At 44.3% G+C, this 18,467-nt stretch carries 19 protein-coding genes, 1 rRNA gene and 1 other annotated feature; all 20 genes read left to right on the top strand.

Annotated features, from left to right (window positions below):
- Positions 1-112, top strand: a 5S ribosomal RNA gene (gene rrf / locus AM506_RS18545); the annotation flags it as partial.
- 883 nt (positions 113-995) lie between these two features.
- Positions 996-1,457, top strand: a complete 462-nt coding sequence (locus AM506_RS18540) for a CtsR family transcriptional regulator (protein WP_060674173.1) — start codon at positions 996-998, stop codon at positions 1,455-1,457.
- Between the two features lie 20 nt (positions 1,458-1,477).
- Positions 1,478-2,026, top strand: a complete 549-nt coding sequence (locus AM506_RS18535; RefSeq protein WP_060674170.1) for a UvrB/UvrC motif-containing protein — start codon at positions 1,478-1,480, stop codon at positions 2,024-2,026.
- Positions 2,023-3,105: a protein arginine kinase gene (locus tag AM506_RS18530; protein ID WP_060674167.1), complete on the top strand. Its 1,083-nt coding sequence runs from the start codon at positions 2,023-2,025 to the stop codon at positions 3,103-3,105. Before AM506_RS18535 ends, AM506_RS18530 begins: the two co-directional genes overlap by 4 nt.
- 1 nt (position 3,106) lies before the next feature.
- Positions 3,107-5,554, top strand: coding sequence for an ATP-dependent protease ATP-binding subunit ClpC (gene clpC / locus AM506_RS18525; protein WP_060674165.1), 2,448 nt, complete (start codon positions 3,107-3,109; stop codon positions 5,552-5,554).
- A gap of 319 nt (positions 5,555-5,873) precedes the next feature.
- Positions 5,874-7,250, top strand: coding sequence for a DNA repair protein RadA (radA, locus tag AM506_RS18520; RefSeq protein WP_060674163.1), 1,377 nt, complete (start codon positions 5,874-5,876; stop codon positions 7,248-7,250).
- A 3-nt stretch (positions 7,251-7,253) separates the two neighbouring features.
- Positions 7,254-8,327 (top strand): DNA integrity scanning diadenylate cyclase DisA, encoded by a 1,074-nt coding sequence (disA, locus tag AM506_RS18515; protein ID WP_034766024.1) that lies wholly within the window; start codon positions 7,254-7,256, stop codon positions 8,325-8,327.
- 213 nt (positions 8,328-8,540) lie between these two features.
- The gene (locus AM506_RS18510) at positions 8,541-9,632 is read left to right on the top strand and encodes a PIN/TRAM domain-containing protein (RefSeq protein ID WP_060674161.1); all 1,092 of its coding nucleotides are present in this window, start codon (positions 8,541-8,543) and stop codon (positions 9,630-9,632) included.
- Positions 9,633-9,712: 80 nt separating this feature from the next.
- Positions 9,713-10,417, top strand: coding sequence for a 2-C-methyl-D-erythritol 4-phosphate cytidylyltransferase (ispD, locus tag AM506_RS18505; protein WP_060674159.1), 705 nt, complete (start codon positions 9,713-9,715; stop codon positions 10,415-10,417).
- On the top strand, positions 10,410-10,886 hold the full coding sequence (gene ispF, locus AM506_RS18500; protein WP_060674157.1) for a 2-C-methyl-D-erythritol 2,4-cyclodiphosphate synthase: 477 nt from the start codon (positions 10,410-10,412) through the stop codon (positions 10,884-10,886). The genes ispD and ispF overlap by 8 nt, the downstream gene beginning before the upstream one ends.
- Before the next feature lie 82 nt (positions 10,887-10,968).
- A complete protein-coding gene (gene gltX / locus AM506_RS18495; protein ID WP_060674155.1) occupies positions 10,969-12,426 on the top strand; it encodes a glutamate--tRNA ligase in 1,458 nt (485 codons plus the stop codon).
- Between the two features lie 43 nt (positions 12,427-12,469).
- Positions 12,470-12,689 (top strand) — a binding site (T-box leader).
- Positions 12,690-12,762: 73 nt separating this feature from the next.
- Positions 12,763-13,413, top strand: coding sequence for a serine O-acetyltransferase (cysE, locus tag AM506_RS18490; protein WP_034766017.1), 651 nt, complete (start codon positions 12,763-12,765; stop codon positions 13,411-13,413).
- Positions 13,410-14,810: a cysteine--tRNA ligase gene (gene cysS / locus AM506_RS18485; protein WP_060674153.1), complete on the top strand. Its 1,401-nt coding sequence runs from the start codon at positions 13,410-13,412 to the stop codon at positions 14,808-14,810. The genes cysE and cysS overlap by 4 nt, the downstream gene beginning before the upstream one ends.
- Entirely contained in the window at positions 14,810-15,235 is a 426-nt protein-coding gene (locus AM506_RS18480; protein ID WP_060674151.1) for a Mini-ribonuclease 3, read from the top strand. Before cysS ends, AM506_RS18480 begins: the two co-directional genes overlap by 1 nt.
- Positions 15,232-15,975: a 23S rRNA (guanosine(2251)-2'-O)-methyltransferase RlmB gene (gene rlmB / locus AM506_RS18475; protein ID WP_060674149.1), complete on the top strand. Its 744-nt coding sequence runs from the start codon at positions 15,232-15,234 to the stop codon at positions 15,973-15,975. The genes AM506_RS18480 and rlmB overlap by 4 nt, the downstream gene beginning before the upstream one ends.
- A gap of 4 nt (positions 15,976-15,979) precedes the next feature.
- Entirely contained in the window at positions 15,980-16,489 is a 510-nt protein-coding gene (locus AM506_RS18470; RefSeq protein WP_060674147.1) for an NYN domain-containing protein, read from the top strand.
- A gap of 62 nt (positions 16,490-16,551) precedes the next feature.
- Complete coding sequence (gene sigH / locus AM506_RS18465; RefSeq protein ID WP_152968631.1) at positions 16,552-17,211, top strand: RNA polymerase sporulation sigma factor SigH; 660 nt, start codon at positions 16,552-16,554, stop codon at positions 17,209-17,211.
- Positions 17,212-17,283: 72 nt separating this feature from the next.
- Positions 17,284-17,430, top strand: coding sequence for a 50S ribosomal protein L33 (gene rpmG / locus AM506_RS22290; protein WP_082386443.1), 147 nt, complete (start codon positions 17,284-17,286; stop codon positions 17,428-17,430).
- 44 nt (positions 17,431-17,474) lie between these two features.
- Positions 17,475-17,654 carry a preprotein translocase subunit SecE gene (gene secE / locus AM506_RS18460; protein ID WP_044340513.1) on the top strand — a complete coding sequence of 60 codons (180 nt, stop codon included), beginning with the start codon at positions 17,475-17,477 and terminating at the stop codon, positions 17,652-17,654.
- 170 nt (positions 17,655-17,824) lie between these two features.
- Positions 17,825-18,358 (top strand): transcription termination/antitermination protein NusG, encoded by a 534-nt coding sequence (gene nusG, locus AM506_RS18455; protein WP_060674143.1) that lies wholly within the window; start codon positions 17,825-17,827, stop codon positions 18,356-18,358.
- The last annotated feature ends 109 nt before the right edge of the window (positions 18,359-18,467 follow it).

Here is an 18,467-nt window from a genome sequence, read left to right as displayed (position 1 = left end):
TGATAATGGCGAAGAGGTCACACCCGTTCCCATGCCGAACACGGAAGTTAAGCTCTTCAGCGCCGATGGTAGTTGGGGGATCTCCCCCTGTGAGAGTAGGACGTCGCCAGGCAAATAGTAAAAGAGTAGCTCTTAGGAGCTACTCTTTTTTTGGGTTGAATTGAATTTGTTCGAAGAACATTAGGATTGACATGATCTCTCCTCGACCGCAGTGCGAGGGTAGGGAGGAGCAAGAAGGTCGAGGACGCGAGGGAGTGAAGACCGGAGTGTGGCCCCCACACGAGGATCTGGACGAGTGAAGCGGACGAAGAGATTCGCCGCTCATCACTAGCCGCAGCCTTCAGTGCCGATGGTAGTTGGGGGCTCCCCCTGTGAGAGTAGGACGTCGCCAGGCAAATGTGAAGAAAGAGTAGCTCTTAGGAGTTACTCTTTTTGTTTTGGTTGTTATAAATGGATGAGCAGTGAGATAATAAAAGGAACTAATCGGTAAAAAACGCAATAAAAGAAAAAATGACGCAAATAAGATTAGAATGACGCAAAAAATAAAAAAATGACGCAATCACCCTCCGAAATGACGCAATAAAATGAAAAACGACGCAATCACCACGAAATCTTCAAAAGCACACACTCATCTCATCAGTTAAAACACTAGCATTCATCCAAATGAGATCACTTTCACTATCTAAATAGCTAACATAGTGATCCACTACATCCCTTACTATGAAATAATCAATCCTCTCACCCATCCAATAACCCACACTACACCACTAATCAAAAACCCCCTAAAACCAATTCCAACAAAGTTCCCGTTCAGAAACCCACACCCACCCAATGCCCCATTTCCAAAATTCTATCCCACAATCTCACATTCACACGTTTAAAACCTTCCTTAAACAGGAAAACTTCTAAGGTCAAACTTCATAATTGCAAAGTTTAAAACGCGGTTGTATAATTATAGTCAAATATAGTCAAAGTCAAAATGAGGAGGAGGTTTGATGAGGAACATATCCGACATCATTGAAAACTATTTAAAGAATGTGTTAGAACTCAGTGAAAGTGAGATAGTCGAGATTAAAAGAAGCGAGATCGCTGATAAGTTTCAATGTGTTCCTTCTCAAATTAATTATGTGATCAATACCCGTTTTACCATAGAACGAGGGTATGTAGTAGAAAGTAAACGTGGCGGCGGTGGTTACATCCGAATCATGAAGGTGAAGGCCCACGATCAGGTTCACTTGATCGATCAGTTAGTGGCCTTGATTACCCAAACGATCAGCCAGAATACGGCAGCTGATATTGTTTTTCGGTTAGTGGAAGAAGAGATCATTTCTGAAAGAGAAGCCAAGATCATGCTGAGTGTGATGGATCGATCGGTCATCATGGTCGAATTACCTGAACGGGATATCCTGCGAGGAAGAATGCTTAGAGCCATGCTGGATACATTGAAGTATGAGTAAGTGTTGGAGAGGTGAATGGGATGATTTGTCAAGAGTGTGGTGAAAGACCTGCGACCCTTCATTTTACCAAGGTGGTAAACGGGGAAAAGACAGAGGTTCATTTATGTGAGCAATGTGCTCAGGATAAGGGTGAGATGTTTATGTTTGACTCTTCTCCCGGGTTTTCTGTGAACAATCTATTGGCAGGTCTTCTTAATATAACTCCTGCATTTAAGCAGGCTAAGGAAACTGAGATTCCTAAGACAGAAGTTTTACAGTGTGAAAAATGTAAAATGACGATTCATCAGTTCATTAATGTGGGACGCTTTGGCTGTGCTCATTGTTATGAAACGTTTAAAGATGAACTCACACCATTATTAAAGCGTGTTCATAGTGGCAATGTCGAACATCACGGGAAGGTTCCGGAGCGTATGGGTGGAGCCATCCATGTGAAAAAGAAGGTATTGCACTTGAAGTCTGAATTGCAAACGATGATTGAGGATGAAGAGTTTGAGAAAGCAGCCGAGATCCGTGACGAAATCCGCTCCCTGGAAAAGGAGATAAAGAAAGAGGGAGGCGATAAAGAATGAATCTTGAGAAGTTCTTAAGTAATGCCGTCAGTTCCTGGATGAGTGAAGAGGGGCCGAATTCGGATATTGTCCTCAGCTCGAGGGTAAGGCTCGCTAGGAATTTGACGGACTTCCGTTTTTCCACTCTTTATTCTTCTGAGGAAGCAAGGGAGATCGTGGATCGGGTAAAGGAGAAGCTCCCATCATATCCAAATAATTTAGGAGAATTAGAATTTTTACCTACAAGTGAGATTCAGCCACTCCAAAAGAGGGTATTAATGGAGAAACACCTCATAAGTCCAAATCTGGCAGAGGAAACGAACTACGGAGCTGTCCTTTTATCCAGTGAGGAAGATATTAGCATAATGGTAAACGAAGAGGATCATATTCGAATACAGTGTTTATATCCTGGTCTGCAATTGAAGGAAGCTTTACAGAAAGCCAATGAGATCGACGATTGGTTTGAAAGTGAATTTGACTTTGCGTTTGATGAGAAGCATGGCTACTTGACGACTTGTCCTACCAATGTGGGTACGGGGCTCAGGGCTTCGGTCATGATGCACTTGCCGGGACTTGTGTTAACGCAGCAATTAAACCGTATCATTCCAGCGATCAATCAGTTGGGGTTGGTGGTAAGAGGGATATACGGAGAAGGCAGCGAGGCGCTTGGGAATATCTTTCAGATCTCCAATCAAACGACACTTGGTAAGTCGGAAGAGGATATCGTAGAAGATTTGTTAAGTGTCGTGAAACAGATCATCGAGAAAGAACAATCGGCAAGGGACGCATTAGTTCAAACGTCAAACATACAATTAGAAGATAGGATCTTCCGTTCTCTTGGGGTGCTGGAGCACAGCAGGATCATTGAGTCCAAGGAAGCTGCGAAGTGTTTATCGGATGTCAGGCTTGGAATCGATTTAGGATACATCAAAGTGATATCTAAGAATATATTGAATGAACTAATGATTTTAACCCAACCTGGTTTTTTACAACAATATTCCGGAGGTCCACTGAGACCAAATGAACGAGATATAAGAAGGTCTTCTTTGATTCGGGAGCGAATTAAGTTAGATAAAGATACATGTGAGGAGGAAAAATAATATGATGTTTGGTCGATTTACAGAAAGAGCCCAAAAAGTATTGGCATTAGCTCAAGAAGAAGCGATTCGTTTGTCGCACAGTAATATTGGTACTGAACATATTTTATTAGGACTTGTCCGCGAAGGTGAAGGAATCGCCGCCAAGGCACTTACAGCATTGGGACTGAGCCCTGAAAAGATCCAGAAGGAAGTCGAAGGGTTAATCGGGAAAGGAACCGAGAAATCTCAAACGATCCATTACACACCTCGTGCGAAGAAAGTGATTGAACTTTCCATGGATGAGGCCCGTAAGCTGGGTCACTCATATGTAGGAACAGAACATATTTTACTCGGGTTGATCCGCGAGGGTGAAGGAGTGGCCGCCCGGGTACTTGGTAATCTTGGTGTCAGCTTGAATAAAGCAAGACAGCAGGTATTGCAGTTGCTTGGCAGTAATGATTCAAGCAACCATCAGGGTGGAGGCAACGCCAATGCCAACACGCCTACACTTGACAGCTTAGCCCGTGATTTGACAGCCATTGCCCGTGAAGGCAGTTTAGACCCGGTCATTGGTCGAAGCAAGGAAATTCAGCGCGTCATTGAAGTACTGAGTCGTCGTACGAAGAATAACCCGGTGTTAATTGGTGAGCCCGGGGTAGGTAAGACAGCGATCGCAGAAGGTCTTGCACAACAGATCATCGCCAATGAAGTGCCTGAAATCCTGCGAGACAAACGCGTAATGACCCTTGATATGGGTACGGTTGTAGCCGGTACGAAATACCGCGGGGAGTTCGAGGATCGTCTGAAGAAGGTCATGGATGAAATCCGTCAGGCGGGTAATATCATCCTCTTCATCGATGAGCTCCATACGTTAATCGGAGCAGGTGGGGCTGAAGGAGCCATTGACGCCTCCAACATCTTAAAACCATCCCTTGCACGCGGGGAATTACAATGTATTGGTGCCACGACATTGGATGAGTACCGTAAATATATCGAAAAGGATGCAGCGCTTGAGCGTCGTTTCCAACCAATTCAAGTCAATGAGCCAACGGCATCGGAGTCCATCCAGATCCTTAAAGGATTACGTGATCGTTATGAAGCGCATCACCGCGTATCTATTACGGATGAAGCGATTGACGCGGCAGTGAAGCTTTCTGATCGCTATATTTCAGACCGTTTCTTACCGGATAAGGCAATCGATTTAATTGATGAAGCAGGTTCCAAGGTGCGCTTACGTTCTTATACGACGCCGCCAAACCTGAAAGAGCTTGAAGCAAAGCTGGAAGAAATCCGCAAAGAGAAGGATGCAGCGGTTCAAAGCCAGGAATTCGAAAAAGCAGCTTCTCTAAGAGATTCAGAACAAAAGCTTCGTGAAGAGCTGGAAGAAACAAAGAACACATGGAAAGAAAAGCAAGGGCAGGAAAATACAGAAGTGACCGTTGAAGATATTGCGAAGGTTGTTTCAAACTGGACGGGAGTTCCGGTATCGAAATTAGCTCAAACGGAAACGGATCGTTTACTCAAATTAGAGGAAATCCTTCATTCCAGAGTCATCGGGCAGTCAGAAGCAGTAGTTGCGGTATCAAAAGCCGTCCGCCGTGCAAGAGCGGGTCTGAAAGATCCAAAGCGTCCGATTGGTTCCTTCATTTTCTTGGGACCTACAGGAGTCGGGAAAACGGAATTGGCACGTGCACTTGCAGAGTCTATGTTCGGTGATGAAGAGGCAATGATCCGTATCGATATGTCCGAGTACATGGAGAAGCATTCGACCTCCCGTTTGGTCGGTTCACCTCCAGGATATGTAGGATACGAAGAAGGCGGACAGTTAACGGAAAAGGTTCGTCGCAAGCCATATTCGGTCGTTCTTTTAGATGAAATTGAAAAAGCGCATCCGGATGTATTCAACATTCTCCTTCAAGTATTAGAGGATGGCCGTTTGACAGATTCCAAAGGAAGAACCGTCGACTTCAGGAATACGGTGTTGATCATGACTTCAAACGTTGGTGCACAGTCCCTTAAGAGCAACAAGTACGTGGGTTTCAATATCCAGGACGGGAAACAGGATTATAAAGATATGAAAGGAAAGGTCATGGAAGAGCTGAAGCGTGCGTTCCGACCTGAATTCCTAAACCGTATCGATGAAATCATCGTGTTCCACTCTCTTGAAAAAGACCACTTGAAAGAGATTGTGACATTGATGTCGAATCAATTGACAAACCGCTTGAAAGAGCAGGATATTCATTTAGAGCTTTCTCTTGCAGCCAAAGAAAAGATTGCAGATGAAGGGTTCGATCCTGAATACGGAGCAAGGCCTCTGCGTCGCGCCATCCAGAAACATGTAGAGGATAAACTGTCAGAGGAATTATTAAGAGGAAAAGTGCTGACAGGGCAGAATATTTTGATCGACGTAGAAGAAAGTGAATTTGTTGTAAAGGTTAATAAAGAGGAAGCAGCCAATACTCCGACATAATAGCAAGGTGATAAAGAGGTACACGTATATGTTTTTCGTGTACCTCTTTTATCATAATGAATGCTTTTCGGGCCTGGTCAAGCCGGCTGCGCTTTTCTTGTTGTCTAGCTCCGCCGGCTAGTCCCTCGAGGTCATAAGTCAATCTCGCCAAAAAGGCAAAGAACGCCTTTTCAGCGAGCTCGTCTTATGCTTTTCGGGCCTGGTCAAGCCGGCTGCGCTTTTCAATTGAATCCCATACATAAAACCGATACAATCATTCCAAATGGTATTATCCTGAATGGGTAGGAGTACAAATAGAGTAAAAGAGGGGAAGAATAGATTGGTAAAGAAAAAGACTAAGTTTGTGTGTTCATCTTGTGGATATGAGTCTGCTAAATGGATGGGGAAATGTCCGGGGTGTAACGAGTGGAATACGATGGTGGAAGAGGTTGAAATGACCGGGAAGAAACCCAGGACGTCGTTTATGCACTCAGAAAACACAGGACCTTCTAAAGCAGAGAAGCTGATCTCCATCGAAACCAAGCAGGAGCCGAGGGTATTGACCGAGTCGAAAGAGTTGAACCGGGTGCTCGGGGGAGGAGTAGTGCCAGGGTCGCTTGTGTTGATTGGTGGAGACCCGGGCATCGGAAAATCCACTTTGTTGCTTCAAGTGTCGGCTCAGCTTGCTGATCAGAAGCAGAAGGTTTTATACATCTCCGGAGAGGAATCCATCAAGCAAACCAAGCTCCGGGCAGATCGACTGCGTGTGAAATCAGATGATTTATATATATTTGCGGAAACGAATCTGGAGCTGATTCATCAAACGATTGAGCAAATCTCACCGGATTTCGTCATCATCGATTCGATTCAAACGGTTTTTCATCCTGACGTGACGTCTGCCCCCGGCAGTGTATCCCAGGTAAGGGAGTGTACGGCAGAGTTGATGAGAATCGGGAAAACAAAGGGCATTGCCATCTTTATTGTAGGGCATGTTACCAAGGAAGGCTCGATTGCAGGACCACGTTTGTTGGAACATATGGTCGATACCGTACTGTATTTTGAAGGGGAACGTCATCACTCCTATCGGATTTTAAGAGCGGTGAAGAACCGTTTCGGATCTACAAACGAGATGGGGATTTTTGAAATGAAGGAACTGGGCCTTGAGGAAGTGGCCAATCCCTCTGAGATATTCCTGGAAGAGCGTTCACAAGGTGCAGCGGGTTCAACGGTCGTTGCCTCGATGGAAGGAACGAGGCCGGTTCTTGTGGAGATTCAAGCCCTTGTGACCCCAACGAGTTTTAACAATCCCAGAAGGATGGCAACAGGGATCGATCATAGCCGTGTTTCACTGATCATGGCTGTGTTGGAGAAGCGTGCAGGGATGCTTTTGCAGCAGCAGGATGCCTATCTGAAAGTGGCTGGCGGGGTGAAGCTTGATGAACCGGCGATTGATTTGGCTGTCGCTGCAAGTATCGCTTCAAGTTTTCGTGATAGGGCGTCCAGTGCCCATGATTGCATCATCGGTGAAGTCGGTTTAACAGGTGAGATCAGAAGGGTATCAAGAATTGAGCAACGCGTACAGGAAGCAGCCAAGTTGGGTTTTAAGAGAGTGATCATTCCCCAGAATAACTTAAGCGGGTGGCAGCCTCCTTCTGATATAGAGGTCACAGGTGTATCGAATATCAATGAAGCACTGTCAATTATTTTAGGAGGATAAGAAATGGAAGATAAGAAGGCAAGAGATAAGTCTATGTCGGATATACTGCAATTCGTTGCTCCGGGTGCCCCGATCAGGGACGGCATTGATAATGTGCTGAGGGCCAATACGGGGGGACTTATTGTTGTTGGGTACAATGATAAGGTGAAATCTGTCCTGGACGGGGGATTTCATATCAATTGTGCATTCTCTCCCAGCTACCTGTATGAACTGGCCAAGATGGATGGGGCCATCATTCTGAATGAAGCGGGAACGAAGATCATTTTGGCGAACGCACAGCTTGCTCCCGATGTGTACGTACCTTCCACGGAAACGGGTATGAGACATCGGACGGCAGAGCGGGTTGCGAGACAAACCAATGCCCTTGTCATTGCCATCTCTCAACGGAGAAACGTCATCACCCTGTATCAAGGGAACTTCCGATATGCCCTAAAGGACATCTCTGTCATCTTGACGAAAGCCAACCAGGCGATCCAAACCTTGGAGAAATATAAGGTGGTTCTCGATCAAAGTATTTCTAATTTGTCCGTGCTTGAGTTTGAGGAGCTTGTCACCCAAAGTGACTTACTGCAGGTTCTTCACCGCTTCGAGATGGTTCTCCGGATCAAGAACGAGTTATTGACTTATCTCAGCGAGCTCGGTGTCGAGGGCAGATTGATCCGCCTGCAGATGAATGAACTGTTGGCGGATATTGAAGATGAAGCGATGCTCATCATCAGGGACTATTCCCAGGAAAGAAATATCAAACCGTTCGAACTTCTCTATAAGTTCCAGGAACTTGTTCACTCTGAAGTATTAGAAGATAATGTTTTATTAAAATTACTCGGATACCACGGATATGTCCATCACGATGATGCCATCTATCCACGAGGATACCGCGTGTTGAATAAGATCCCGCGACTGCCGATCGTGATCATTGAAAATCTTATCACGAGATTTGAAACCCTCCATCATGTAGTGAGGGCCTCAGTCGATGATTTGGATGAAGTTGAAGGGATCGGTGAAGTGAGGGCAAGGAAAATCAAAGAGGGTCTAAAATTGATCAAGGAACAGACGTTTGCAGATCGACAGCTGTAGGTAGAGAGGCCTATATCTGCCAGAAATGGGATAATTGTATCATTTTCAAAAAATTGACAGTTTGATTTAGACGTGTTAGCCTTCATTTAAGGAAGCTAATAAGATGGGATAAGTGTATCAAAATCGTTTCCGTTGTATTAAATTTCAAATTTTCAAGGTTAAGACGTTTCAAAAATAGTAAATTGTTTATAATGAGTAGGAGGAGGTGAGGGAATGTTAAAAAGAATCGTTCAAGCGTGCTTCCTCATTGTCGGAGGAACACTGGGGATATTTCTACTTCCCGAATTATTTACCGTCATAAACTTATCGGACATTCCTTTAATTAATAACCCTTATATGACTGCTATATTTGGTGCCATCATTTTTTATATTCTTACGTTTTGGGCAGTCGAGTATGTCGTCAATTTCGTCAAGTGGTTTGAAGATAGCTTGGTAAAGGCACCGGTAACGGATTTGTTATTTGGCAGTTTAGGCCTGATTATCGGTTTATTTGTTGCGTATTTGTTTGGGATCCCGTTCAATCAAATGGAGATTCCGATCGTCAATACGGTGATTCCCATTCTATTAACATTGCTTCTTGGATATTTAGGATTCCAGGTTGGATTTAAGAAAAGGGATGAACTGGTCAATCTATTCGGCACGGCAAATCGAGGTAAGAAAAAAGGGTCGGAAGAGGATTTGGATGAAGAGGGTGTGAAGACCCTTAAGATATTGGATACGAGCGTGATCATTGACGGACGTATCGCGGATATCTGCCAAACAGGATTTTTAGAAGGAATCGTGGTGATTCCACAATTCGTACTTGAAGAGCTCCAGCATATTGCTGATTCTTCCGATGTATTGAAGCGTAATCGTGGACGTCGCGGCCTTGATATTTTAAACCGCATTCAAAAAGAGCTTCCTGTAGAGGTTCAGATTTATGAAGGGGACTTCGAAGAAATTCAGGAAGTGGATTCGAAGCTGGTGAAATTAGCGAAGCTTACGAATGGAATCGTTGTGACGAACGATTTCAACCTGAATAAAGTGTGTGATCTTCAAGGTGTACAAGTATTGAACATCAATGATCTGGCCAATGCCGTCAAGCCGGTTGTATTACCTGGAGAAGAATTGAAGGTACAGGTCATCAAAGATGGTAAGGAGCATAACCAGGGAATCGCTTATCTGGATGATGGTACGATGATCGTCGTGGAAGAAGGGCGTAATTACATCGGTAAGTATATCGATGTCCTTGTCACATCCGTTCTTCAAACATCTGCAGGCAGGATGATCTTTGCGAAACCGAAGCAATTGGAAAAAGCATTGTAAGAAAACGGTTTGCAGCCTGACTCCATTGATGCAGTAAGGTATAATGATTAGTATTACTTATGTGTTAAAGGAGTTATATTATGGAATATGAAGTCGTCATTCCGGCTGCAGGTCAGGGGAAAAGGATGAAAGCGGGCAAAAACAAACTGCTCCTTGAGTTGAATAGCTGTCCTGTCATCATTCATACATTGCGTGTTTTCGAGCATGACACCCGTTGTAAGGGAATCTATTTAGCCATCCATCCATCAGAGCGACATGTGTTTGAGGCCCTGTTGGAGCGCTACGGCATCAAGAAGGTCGTGAAGCTTGTTGATGGTGGGGAAGAAAGACAGCATAGTGTATACAATGCGTTGCTTGAGGTTGATCATGAGATTGTTCTGGTACATGACGGAGCAAGACCATTTATTAAAGAATCCACGATTCACCAATTAGTCGAAAAGACATATTCAACAGGGGCTGCCATTGCGGCGGTTCCTGTTAAAGATACGATCAAGAAAGTACTGGATGGCGAAGTCGAGGAAACGATTGAACGCTCAAGCTTGTGGATGGTTCAGACCCCACAAGCTTTTCGCGTTTCCGTTTTAACACAGGCACATAAAGAAGCCGATCAAGATGGTTTCCTTGGTACAGATGATGCTTCACTGGTGGAAAGGTCGGATATTGAAGTCGCTGTCGTTGAAAGTGATTATGACAATATTAAATTGACAACACCTGAGGATTTATATTTTGCCGAGGCGATTTTGAAGAAGCGAGAGGAAATGAGTGGAGGAGAGAAACATGTTTAGGATCGGACAAGGATTTGATGTTCATCAGTTAGTGGAAGAAAGACCCCTTATCATGGGGGGCATTACGATCCCATATGAAAAGGGATTATTGGGGCACTCTGATGCGGATGTCCTGCTGCATGCTGTAGCGGATGCGTGTCTGGGTGCCATTGCGGCAGGGGATATCGGGAAGCATTTTCCTGATACCGACCCAGAATTCAAGGATGCTGATTCGGCAAAGCTTCTCCAGCACGTATGGGCCCTTGTGAAAAAAGAAGGCTATGAATTAGGTAATATCGATTGCACAATCATTGCCCAGAAGCCTAAGATGGCCCCTTATATTGATGAAATGAGACAAAGCATCGCCACGTTATTAGAAGCGGATATAGCAGAAGTGAACGTTAAGGCCACAACTTCCGAGAAGCTTGGCTTTACCGGAAGAGGCGAAGGGATTGCTGCACAAACCACGATATTGATTAAAAAGAAGTAGGGGACAAATTCGCTTTATTCCCATACTTAACGGTGTTAAAATAGGTCAGAGACTTTAATGAGTAATTTGAGGAGGAACATACATGACACAGGAAGTACGCGTCCGTTATGCCCCGAGTCCAACGGGTCATTTACATATTGGAAATGCAAGAACCGCTTTATTTAATTACCTATACGCCCGCAGCACAGGTGGAAAGTTCATCATCCGTATTGAAGACACGGATAAGAAACGTAATATCGAAGGTGGAGAAGAAAGTCAGCTTAAGTATCTCAAGTGGCTGGGGATTGATTGGGATGAAAGTACAGATAAGCCGGGTGAATACGGACCTTATCGCCAATCCGAGCGTAATCATATCTATGAGCAGTATCTGAATGAGCTGCTTGAATCAGGTCAAGCCTATAAATGCTACTGTACGGAAGAAGAGCTTGAAGCGGAGCGTGAAGCTCAATCAGCATCGGGACAAATGCCCCGCTACTCCGGGAAATGCCGAAACCTGACGGAAGAGGATCAGGAGAAATTGGCAGCAGAAGGCCGCAAGCCGAGCATTCGTTTCCGTGTACCTGCAGGTAAAGTGTATTCCTTCAACGATATCGTGAAAGAGGATGTCGCATTTGAATCAGACGGTATCGGTGACTTTGTCATCGCAAAAAAGGACGGTACACCAACGTATAACTTCGCTGTTGCAGTCGATGATTATTTGATGAAAATCACCCATGTTCTTCGCGGAGAAGATCATATTTCCAATACACCGAAACAGTTGATGATTTTTGAAGCACTTGGGTGGGAAGCACCTGTTTACGGGCATATGACATTGATCGTCAATGAAAGCCGTAAAAAGTTGAGTAAGCGGGATGAAAGCATCATTCAGTTCATCGAGCAGTACGAAGCATTAGGATACTTACCAGAAGCGTTGTTCAACTTCATTGCGCTACTCGGCTGGTCTCCAAAAGGAGAAGAAGAACTGTTTTCGAAAGATGAGTTCATTGAAATCTTTGATCCTGAACGTTTATCCACTTCTTCTGCCCTGTTCGATAATCAGAAGCTTACATGGATGAACAATCAGTACATGAAGAACTTAGAACTGGCTCAAGTGGTGGAGCTATCCCTTCCTCATTTAATCAGTGCGGGTAAATTGGACGGGAACATGTCCGATGAACAGCGCGAGTGGGCGAGCCGCGTCATTTCTTTATACCAAGAGCAAATGAGCTTCGGTGCTGAAATCGTGGAACTGTCTGAAATGTTCTTCAAGACGGACCTTGAATATGATGAAGAGGCGAAAGCGGTACTTGAAGAAGAGCAAGTACCAGAAGTGCTACAGGCTTTCTTGAACGAGATCGAGGCACTTGAAACGTACGAAGCGGCAGAAATCAAATCCTCGATAAAAGCTGTCCAAAAATCGACCGGACATAAAGGGAAGAAGCTGTTCATGCCGATCCGTGTAGCCGTTACAGGCCAGACACATGGCCCTGAATTGCCGAATGCCATCGAGCTTTTAGGGAAAGATACAGTTAAACACCGTCTTCAAAGTCTTTTAGGTTAACATTTTGGAGGATATGTAATATAGTAAGAGTATCACGTTAAATGATATCGCGTTGATGAGGAGAAGTAAGAAAAGGATGCTTAGTAGAGAGAACCATCACCGGCTGAAAGTGGTTTAAGCCCCTCCGATTCTGAAATGCACCTCTGAGCCCGTTACTGAAATAGAGTAGGTAAAGGCGGTTTCCTACCGTTAACAGGATTCGAGTTGGAGAAGATTTTGTCTTCTCAATCAGAGTGGAACCGCGCCTATAAAGCGTCTCTGTCAGTTTATTGACAGGGGCGTTTTTTTATTGTCATCAGCTTATATTTTTTTAAAAAGGAAGGGGGATGGATCCGAATGTTTAAGTCGTTTAGGGAAGATATAGATGTGGTGTTTGATCAGGATCCGGCTGCGAGGAATTATGTGGAGGTCATCCTCACGTATTCGGGTCTTCATGCCATTTGGGCTCATCGTGTTGCCCATGCATTTTTTAAACGGAAATTCTTCTTCATTGCCCGGGTCATTTCACAGGTCAGCCGCTTCTTCACCGGAGTGGAGATCCACCCTGGAGCTAAGATCGGCCGTCGCTTTTTCATCGACCACGGGATGGGTGTGGTGATAGGCGAGACGTGTGAAATCGGAGACAATGTCACGCTCTTCCAAGGGGTCACCCTCGGTGGAACCGGGAAGGAAAAAGGGAAACGTCACCCGACGATCCAGGATAATGCGTTGATTGCGACAGGTGCGAAAGTATTAGGATCGATCGTTGTTGGGGAAAATTCTAAGGTAGGGGCAGGATCCGTTGTCCTGAAAGATGTTCCGCCCAATTCAACCGTCGTCGGTATTCCCGGGAAGGTGGTCATCCAGGACGGAGTGAAGATACAGAAGGATCTGAATCACTGTGATCTGCCGGATCCGATGAACGACCGAATGAAACAGCTTGAAAAAGAAGTGAATGAATTGAAATCATTATTAAGGGAATATGAGGGAAGGAGTCGATCATCATGACGATTCGTTTATATAACACACTGACAAGGCAGAAAGAGGAATTCAAACCCCTGGAAGAGGGTAAGGTCAAAATGTATGTGTGCGGGCCGACGGTTTATAACTATATTCATATAGGGAATGCCCGTCCTGCGATTGTGTTTGACACAGTGAGGCGTTATCTGGAATACAGGGGCTACGATGTTCAGTTCGTCTCTAACTTCACGGATGTAGACGATAAATTAATTAGAGCGGCTAAGGAACTGGGAGAAGATGTCCCGACGATTGCCAAGCGCTTTATCGATGCTTACTTCGAAGATACGGGAGCCCTCGGCTGCCGGAAAGCCGATGTACATCCGACTGTAACAGATAATATTGACACCATTGTTGATTTCATCTCAGCACTTGTCGATAAAGGGTATGCCTATGAATCCCAGGGAGACGTTTACTATCGTACCAGAAAGTTTGATGGCTACGGTAAGCTGTCTCATCAGCCGATCGATGAACTGAAAGCGGGAGCCCGCATCGATGTAGGGGACAAAAAAGAAGATGCCCTTGATTTCGTTCTTTGGAAATCAGCGAAAGAAGGGGAAATTTCATGGGAGAGTCCGTGGGGTGAAGGACGCCCGGGCTGGCATATCGAGTGCTCGGCTATGGCAAAGCGCTACTTGGGAGATACGATCGATATTCACGCCGGAGGACAGGATTTGACATTCCCGCATCATGAGAATGAAATCGCCCAATCAGAGGCGCTTACAGGCAAGACATTCGCCAATTACTGGATGCACAACGGGTATATTAATATTGATAACGAGAAGATGTCGAAATCACTCGGTAATTTCGTGTTGGTTCACGACATTATTAAAGAACAAGATCCGCAGGTACTTCGTTTCTTCATGCTATCCGTTCATTACCGTCATCCGATCAACTACAATCTTGAACTTCTACAGAATGCAGAGACTTCGCTGGATCGAATCAAGACAGCGTATGAAAACTTGAAGCATCGCAAGGAATCAAGTACAAACTTAGCTGATAACAACCAGGAATGGCTGGGTAAAATTGCGGGGTTGAAAGATCAGTTCATTGCAGACATGGATGATGATTTTAATACTGCCAATGGGATTTCCGTTCTATTCGAACTATCCAGACAGGCGAATTATTATTTGATGGAGAAAAATACATCAACAGAAGTCATTGACGAATTCTTACACCGATTTGAAGATTTCTTCTCTGTCCTTGGGCTGACTCTTCAGGAAGCGGGAATATTGGACGAAGAAGTGGAAGAAATGATTGAAAAGCGTATTCAAGCCCGAAAAGACCGAAACTTCCAACTGGCAGATGAAATCCGTGACACACTGAAAGACATGGATATCATTTTGGAAGATACTCCTCAAGGCACCCGCTGGAAAAGGGGATCTTGATGCTCTACGAGACAAACGAACAAATCGACGCGAAACAAATCAATGCACTTGCACTGGCTTATATGGGGGATGCTGTATATGAAACATATGTACGGCAGCTCCTCTTGACCAAGGGTAAGATCAAACCGAATCAACTGCACAGGGCTGCGACGAAGTATGTGTCTGCTAAAGCGCAAGCGGCCATTCTCAGAACGCTGTTCGATCAGGACCTCTTAACGGAAGAAGAGATATCGATTGTCAAGCGCGGCCGGAATGCGAAATCGGGGACAACGCCCAAAAATACAGATGTACAAACGTATAAACATAGCACTGCTTTTGAGGCTCTTATTGGATATTTGTTTTTACTTAATCGGACCGAGCGATTAGAGGAACTGTTGAAAATCATTTTTGACCAAGCCCAGGCAGGAAAGGAGGAACAGAAATGAGTAAAGATTTTATCGGAGGAAGAAATCCCGTCATTGAAGCGTTAAAGTCAGGAAGGGATATCAATAAGATTTGGATAGCGGAAGGATCACAGAAAGGTTCCATCCAGCAAATCGTCGGACTTGCCAAGGAGTCCAATGTCATGGTCCAGTATGTCCCAAAGAAGAAAATCGAGCAGATGATATCGGAGAATCACCAGGGAGTCGTCGCTTCAGTTGCTGCTTATCAGTATGCTGAACTGGATGATTTATTTCAAAAGGCAGAACAAAAAGGGGAGGATCCTTTTATTCTGATCCTGGATGAATTGGAAGACCCCCATAACCTGGGATCCATCATGAGGACGGCAGATGCAGCGGGTGCCCACGGGATCATCATCCCGAAGCGAAGAGCGGTGGGACTTACTTCCACTGTAGCGAAGGCTTCGACCGGTGCGATTGAACATATTCCCGTGGCCCGTGTGACGAATCTGTCGAGAGCGGTGGATGAACTGAAAGAACGCGGTGTATGGGTGGCAGGAACGGATGCTAAGGGTAAGCAGGATTTCCGCCAATTGGACGGGACGCTTCCTATCGGTTTAATTATCGGAAGTGAAGGAAAAGGAATGAGCCGTATCCTGAGGGATAAATGTGATTTCCTTGTTCAGTTGCCTATGATCGGTCATGTGACATCACTAAACGCTTCGGTGGCAGCTAGTATTTTAATGTATGAGGTTTATCGTAAACGCCACCCGTTGGGAGAATAGGGAGATGGATATCCTCCTTGTGGATGGCTATAACATAATTGGTGCCTGGCCGGAATTGAATGATTTGAAGCAGAAGGATTTAGCCGCAGCAAGAGACCGTTTGGTCGAACAAATGGCAGAATATCAAGGGTATACGGGCTACCGTGTCATTGTCGTGTTTGATGCATACTACGTCCAGGGAATCGCCCGGAAATATCAAAATTATAAAGTGGAAGTACTATTCACGAGAGAAAATGAAACGGCAGATGAACGAATTGAAAGATTGGCTATTGAATTAAGCAATATTAAAACACAGATTCATGTAGCCACCTCTGATTTTACAGAGCAATGGGCCATCTTTGGTCAGGGAGCCCTTCGCAAATCAGCGAGGGAGCTCTTGACCGAGGTAGAGGTCATCGAAAAAAAGATTGAAAGAAAAGTAAGGAATTCAAGTGAGAAACGGCCGGCTTCCAAGATCCAGTTATCAGAAGAAGTTGCTGAAATTTTCGAAAAATGGCGCCGCGGGGAACAATGATAGGTTGACGATTGAATTTTCTGTAATGTATAATATTTCTATCTATTGTTTTGCTCGGGGGGATGTGTGTGAGCAATATCATCAGGACAGAAGCATTTGATAATCGATTAGAAGGCATGGATGATGAAGAGATAATAGAAGCCGTCCATCAGGGTCACAGCGAAGCGCTCGATTTTTTGATCAGGAAATACCGTAATTTCGTTAGAGCGAAAGCCCGCTCGTATTTTTTAATCGGGGCAGATAAGGAAGATATCGTCCAGGAGGGTATGATTGGATTATACAAGGCCATCCGTGATTATAAAGAGGACAAGCTGACTTCTTTTAAAGCGTTTGCAGAGCTTTGTATCACAAGACAAATCATTACAGCCATTAAGACAGCCACGAGACAGAAGCATATACCACTGAATTCATATGTTTCACTGGATAAACCCATTTATGATGATGAATCTGACCGAACGCTATTAGATGTCATTTCAGGAACGAAAGTAATGGATCCGGAAGCGCTAATTATCAATCGCGAAGAATTTGATAATATGGAAGACAAGATGGCCCAGCTGTTAAGTGATCTTGAGAGGAAAGTACTGGCCCTTTATTTGGACGGGCAATCCTATCAGGAGATATCAGAAGAGCTGAACCGCCATGTGAAATCCATCGACAATGCATTACAGCGGGTGAAACGGAAGCTTGAACGATACTTGGAAGTTCGCGAAATAACGATGTGAAGTCATATTGACACATTTTGGTGGCCGTGTTATTTTTGATAGGACTTACTATGTATAGTATAGGTGGAAAATATGACTACTAAATTAATACTGGCTTGTACGGTATGCGGTTCCAGGAATTATACCGTGCCGGGAAACCGTAATCAGGCCGTTCGATTAGAATTAAAGAAATTCTGTAATACATGTAATGCTCACACCCTACACAAAGAGACTAAATAGTGTAGAAGTCTTGCGTATTGATATTAGTTGGAGGTTACTAACGGATGTTTAAATTCTTTCGCAATGTTGCATCGGAAATGAGAAAGGTCAGCTGGCCTAAACGTAAAGAGTTAACGCGCTATACGATCACGGTTATTACAACAGTGGTATTTGTTGCCCTTTTCTTTGCTGTTATCGACCTGGGCATCTCAGAACTTATGCGATTGATCATTGGTTCTAAGTAAGAGAAACATAGAATTAGTTGTATATATACCATGAAAGCATGGTATAATGAATGTTAATAGAGTACATGACCTTAGAGCCCGTTATCTTTTTACGGGTTTTTTCATTTGGAGAAAAAAGGCGAATGAGTATTCTTAAATAGCGAGGAGGGACGGACGTCTAGTCCTATGTAATGGAGAAGAATTGGTATGTAGTCCATACGTATTCAGGATATGAGAATAAGGTAAAAGCAAACCTTGAGAAACGTGTTGAAACGATGGGGATGCAAGATAAGATCTTCCGAGTGATCGTTCCTGAAGAAGAAGAAACGGACTTTAAGAACGGTAAGAAGAGAGTAGTTAAGAAGAAAGTATTTCCAGGTTATGTAATTGTTGAGATCGTCATGACGGATGATTCGTGGTATGTCGTTCGAAACACACCTGGAGTGACAGGTTTCGTCGGTTCATCAGGATCAGGTTCAAAGCCTACTCCGTTATTACCGGAAGAAGTGACAAATCTTCTGAAACAAATGGGTATGACAGAGAAAAAGGTAGAGATCGACTTCGAATTAGGGGAAACTGTAAAAGTGAACGAAGGTCCATTTGCAAACTTTACAGGTTCGATTGAAGAGATCGATAATGCGAAAGCTAAAGTCAAAGTCCACGTTAATATGTTTGGTAGAGATACCCCGGTAGAACTGGATTTCTCCCAGATTGATAAATTATAATGGAAAAGAACTTGAAATCATTCTGAAAAAATGGTACTATTTCATAAGTCAGTGCGTCTCCACAAAGAGATACTGAAACTAATAGACGTTCTTTATGTTGATAAAGACA

The organism is Rossellomorea vietnamensis (assembly GCF_001305855.1).
Lineage (GTDB): Bacteria > Bacillota > Bacilli > Bacillales > Bacillaceae_B > Rossellomorea > Rossellomorea vietnamensis_A.
The sequence above is the reverse complement of the archived record's forward strand: the minus strand, read 5'-3'. Positions and strand labels throughout refer to the sequence as shown.

Coding starts and splice junctions, on each gene's coding strand:
- AM506_RS18540 (WP_060674173.1), top strand. CDS start 996: ATGAGGAACATATCCGACATCATTGAAAACTATTTAAAGAATGTGTTA.
- AM506_RS18535 (WP_060674170.1), top strand. CDS start 1,478: ATGATTTGTCAAGAGTGTGGTGAAAGACCTGCGACCCTTCATTTTACC.
- AM506_RS18530 (WP_060674167.1), top strand. CDS start 2,023: ATGAATCTTGAGAAGTTCTTAAGTAATGCCGTCAGTTCCTGGATGAGT.
- clpC (WP_060674165.1), top strand. CDS start 3,107: ATGATGTTTGGTCGATTTACAGAAAGAGCCCAAAAAGTATTGGCATTA.
- disA (WP_034766024.1), top strand. CDS start 7,254: ATGGAAGATAAGAAGGCAAGAGATAAGTCTATGTCGGATATACTGCAA.
- AM506_RS18510 (WP_060674161.1), top strand. CDS start 8,541: ATGTTAAAAAGAATCGTTCAAGCGTGCTTCCTCATTGTCGGAGGAACA.
- ispD (WP_060674159.1), top strand. CDS start 9,713: ATGGAATATGAAGTCGTCATTCCGGCTGCAGGTCAGGGGAAAAGGATG.
- ispF (WP_060674157.1), top strand. CDS start 10,410: ATGTTTAGGATCGGACAAGGATTTGATGTTCATCAGTTAGTGGAAGAA.
- gltX (WP_060674155.1), top strand. CDS start 10,969: ATGACACAGGAAGTACGCGTCCGTTATGCCCCGAGTCCAACGGGTCAT.
- cysE (WP_034766017.1), top strand. CDS start 12,763: ATGTTTAAGTCGTTTAGGGAAGATATAGATGTGGTGTTTGATCAGGAT.
- cysS (WP_060674153.1), top strand. CDS start 13,410: ATGACGATTCGTTTATATAACACACTGACAAGGCAGAAAGAGGAATTC.
- AM506_RS18480 (WP_060674151.1), top strand. CDS start 14,810: ATGCTCTACGAGACAAACGAACAAATCGACGCGAAACAAATCAATGCA.
- rlmB (WP_060674149.1), top strand. CDS start 15,232: ATGAGTAAAGATTTTATCGGAGGAAGAAATCCCGTCATTGAAGCGTTA.
- AM506_RS18470 (WP_060674147.1), top strand. CDS start 15,980: ATGGATATCCTCCTTGTGGATGGCTATAACATAATTGGTGCCTGGCCG.
- sigH (WP_152968631.1), top strand. CDS start 16,552: ATGTGTGTGAGCAATATCATCAGGACAGAAGCATTTGATAATCGATTA.
- rpmG (WP_082386443.1), top strand. CDS start 17,284: ATGACTACTAAATTAATACTGGCTTGTACGGTATGCGGTTCCAGGAAT.
- secE (WP_044340513.1), top strand. CDS start 17,475: ATGTTTAAATTCTTTCGCAATGTTGCATCGGAAATGAGAAAGGTCAGC.
- nusG (WP_060674143.1), top strand. CDS start 17,825: ATGGAGAAGAATTGGTATGTAGTCCATACGTATTCAGGATATGAGAAT.